Here is a 3,398-nt window from a genome sequence, read left to right as displayed (position 1 = left end):
ACGCTACGCTCACACCCGGCCGCCTCGCGTCACTCGGCGCCTGATCATCGTTGCTCGTCGACTCCCGAAGGACGTGCGCCCTTCGGGAGGTGACGTTTCAAAAGCCCAGAACTTTTTTCAGCCGGCGCAACAGACCATCCGTCTCAGAAGAGGGTTTTTCCTGTGCGGGGCTGTCTCTTGTCTAGGCTGCGAACGGATGCTTGACCTTGTCGCGCTGGGCCGTTGCTTCGGCGGCGGTCGGGGTTCCTGCAACGGCGCGCTGGATAGCTTCCTTTGTCGCCTCGTAATTGTATTTCTGGATCTTGGCGTCGTCCGCCGCGTCCCAATGGATGAACACCCCGACGCAGATGAACACGTCGTCCGCTTCGTTGGCCGGAATGGTCCCGTCCGCAACGCTGTCCTGCACGGCCTTTGCCACGGCGTGCTGCGCCGGGCCGAACATCTGGACCGCCTGCTTGGCGCCCTTGATCGTGACCTTGTTGAACATCACGGTGTTGGGTTTGCATTGAAGATTGGGCGCGATCACCGCCAAAAGCGAAGTAAAGCCGTCCTTGTTGTTGGTAAGCGCGTTGCAGAATGCCGTTTCGACCGCGCTCCCCCGCGGGCCGATGAGCAGGTCGACATGCGCGACTTCGTTGCCGTCTCCCACCAGCGATTCACCGACCATAACCTTTGAGATTTTTGCCATGCCAATTTCCTCCAAGACACAATTATGATGTCCACGGACGCTGCAACCGAGCAGGCGCTCGATGGACAGCTATCCTTGTTGGCAGCGTCCGGATTTGCCCGGACCGGTTGGCTAGATAGCCGCGGAAGCACAGCTTCCGCTTTTGGAAGTCAAGCACCAACGCCGCGATTATGCAAGGTGAGGGCGAGGGTGTGGACTAAAAGAGTAGCCACGGTGAGGTCGGCCGAGGTGCCGGGATTGATGTTGTCGGCCTTCAGCCGGCGGTCGAACTCCATGAGCAGGCGAATGCGCGACGGCTCGTCGCCCTCGGCATGGAGCGCCGCCTGAACGGCAACGGCTTCCTGCCGCGCTTGATTTGCGACGTCAACGCCGTGCTTGCGCATCACATGGCTGTCGGGGAAGCCGGCGAGAAACGCCATGTAGACGAATACCGTCGGCCACATGCCCGTTTCTTCGCGTGCCAACGCTCCATCCAGCGTGGCGAGCCCGACCCCGAACACGTCGCCGAAACAGCTGCCGTACTGGCGGGCGATCATGTCGCGGTCGGCGGCCTCCCGCATCGCGTCCAGCAAATGAACCTTCGGCTCCTGCCGCACATCGTTGGCGGCTTCTCCGAGGCCGCCTGGCGCGGCCGTGACAATCGCCTCGAATACCGCCTTGGTATCCTGCACGCTCAAAGCCCGAAGCAGCAAGTCGAGATTGTCCTGCAGTCTGTCACCGCCCATTTCGGCGGCGCATATCAGTGGCCCTGCCAGAAGGATGATTCCGAGATTGGTATTGGTTGCGACCGCCAGTCGGGTCGCGCGCACGGCCTCCAGCATGCGCTGTCCGACCGGCAGACGAGGATCGGTCAGCGGCCCGGAAGAAACCTCCGCACTCATCATGAACTGGGCGGCGGACATGCCGTGTCCGTCGGCGAACAGATGGACGTTGCCCGGTTTGAGGGCTTCGATCTCCATCCTGCAGGCATCCTTGTAACTGGCCCGGAGGCGTTCGCGCGAAACCGCCATCCTACTGGCCCTCACGAATTCGCAGGCGCGGTAAAACGATAGGGCCGCGGCGCGGCGGCCGCTTCGGCACGGTCGGCCAGGAGCTTCAGCAAGGCATCGGCGATTGCCTCGGCGATATTCACGGCGACCACCGATTGCAATCCCGACCAGGCGGGCATGCTGTTCACTTCGAGTATGAACAGATTGCCGTCGTCATCCCGCACGATGTCCACGCCGGCAAAATCCGCGCCGACCGCGGCTGACGCGGCGACAGCCAGCGAGGCCAGTTCCGCCTTGCCATATTGGGAAACCTGTTCCGGCACGCCGCCCCGGTTGACGTTCGTGATCCAGTCGTCGCTGATGCGGCTCATCATCGCCACGGTCTCGCCGGCGCAGACAAAGACGCGAAAATCCCGGAAAGGCGGACCGGCACGCGACACATATTGCTGGAGGTAATAGACGCTGTTCACCTCTTCTGCGGCCGGCAGGTCCGACAGCGTGCGGATCAGCTTTATCCCGCGGCCTTGCGCTCCGAACAAGGGTTTCAGCACCAGCGGTCCCCGCGGAAGCTCTTGCGCCGCGATCTCCTCGGCGACGGCAAGTCCTTCCACGGCAAAGGTGCGTGGCGTAGGCAGGCCGGCATTTTTCAAGAGGAATGTCGTCATCGACTTGTCGACGCAGCGCTCGATCGCCTGCGCGGAATTCCACACGGGAACCGACAGTCTGCTTAACGCGTGCAGCATGCCGAGGCGCCGGGTAATCGCTTCGAACGATCCGGCGGCGATGGAACGAACGAGCACGGCGTCGGGCAGCGTGCCGCCGAAGCCGGGGATCGAAAGTCCGCTCGGGCTGCTGGTGTCGAATGCGATCGCTGCCAGCGGCACGGCTGCAACGGCGGCGCCTCTCCGACCAAGTCCTGCCGCCAGGCCGTTCGAACCAGTGTCCACTTTGTCGCTGACGATCAGGATGCGAGGGATCATGTGGCGCCTCGGGTGCGGGAACCTAAGAGGCGTGAGCGATTCCGCGCCCCAATGGCCGCGTCCGCGACGGGGCTGCACGAAATGCAGTCGTCGGGCAGGCGAATGACGGACGAATCCCTTGGCACCGCCATGCTCTAGCCGAGACTTCGTTCGAGCATTTTCAGATCACGCCGACCGGCGCGAAACGTATCGCCGGTTTCGATCGCTGTCACGATCACTTCGGCCGGGCTGAACAGCAGCGGGTCGATGGCATAGAAATCGCCCTTGAACCGCGCGAAGATCTCGGCGAAGGGTTGGCCGTAGTCCCGTGAGGCGCTGCTGGGAAGTTTTTCCGCGAGTTTGCCAGCCTCTTTCGCCGATCCTTTCACGAAGAGCTGGACGCTGCCGCCATAGATGATGGCATCGTTGGTTCGGCCCATGGCGGTCAGGAAATCCGGATGGGGGGCGGGGATCGGAGCCGTTCCGATGCCGTCGACAACGTTCTCCAGCGGGAATTTGAGATCGTTGATCTTGTGCAGGGCAACCTCGAGCGCGCGCGCAACGATCTGCACGCTGCCGGCAAGACTTTGTGTCGGCGCATAGAGGAAGGTGAGCTTTTCCATCGCCAGTCCAGTTGCCTTGCCCACTTTCTCAACGATCGCGCGGGGAGGCGGTTCGGCCGTCTCAAGGATAAGCACCGCGGACGATGCGATGTCGCGATAGGAAAGTGTTTCGAACAGCGGTTCGACCCGGGCGAGGGCG

Annotated in this window: 4 protein-coding genes; all 4 read right to left on the bottom strand. The window is 62.5% G+C overall.

Annotated features, from left to right (window positions below; genetic code table 11):
* Positions 1–181: 181 nt before the first annotated feature.
* Positions 182–688: a formaldehyde-activating enzyme gene (gene fae / locus EN939_RS26145; RefSeq protein WP_013532036.1), complete on the bottom strand. Its 507-nt coding sequence runs from the start codon at positions 686–688 to the stop codon at positions 182–184.
* 149 nt (positions 689–837) lie between these two features.
* A complete protein-coding gene (locus tag EN939_RS26140; RefSeq protein WP_127269836.1) occupies positions 838–1,698 on the bottom strand; it encodes a triphosphoribosyl-dephospho-CoA synthase in 861 nt (286 codons plus the stop codon).
* Between the two features lie 11 nt (positions 1,699–1,709).
* A complete protein-coding gene (locus EN939_RS26135; protein WP_127269834.1) occupies positions 1,710–2,657 on the bottom strand; it encodes an ATP-grasp domain-containing protein in 948 nt (315 codons plus the stop codon).
* Between the two features lie 134 nt (positions 2,658–2,791).
* Positions 2,792–3,398, bottom strand: a 607-nt coding sequence (gene mch, locus EN939_RS26130) for a methenyltetrahydromethanopterin cyclohydrolase (RefSeq protein WP_127270662.1), incomplete at its 5' end; no start/stop codon positions are given.

This window comes from Mesorhizobium sp. M7A.F.Ca.CA.002.05.1.1, assembly GCF_003998335.1.
GTDB lineage: Bacteria > Pseudomonadota > Alphaproteobacteria > Rhizobiales > Rhizobiaceae > Mesorhizobium.
Note: the sequence above shows the minus strand (reverse complement) of the source record. Positions and strands in the feature narration are given on the sequence as shown.

Excerpts from the sequence above, each read along its gene's own strand:
- fae (WP_013532036.1), bottom strand. The coding sequence starts at position 688 with ATGGCAAAAATCTCAAAGGTTATGGTCGGTGAATCGCTGGTGGGAGAC.
- EN939_RS26140 (WP_127269836.1), bottom strand. The coding sequence starts at position 1,698 with ATGGCGGTTTCGCGCGAACGCCTCCGGGCCAGTTACAAGGATGCCTGC.
- EN939_RS26135 (WP_127269834.1), bottom strand. The coding sequence starts at position 2,657 with ATGATCCCTCGCATCCTGATCGTCAGCGACAAAGTGGACACTGGTTCG.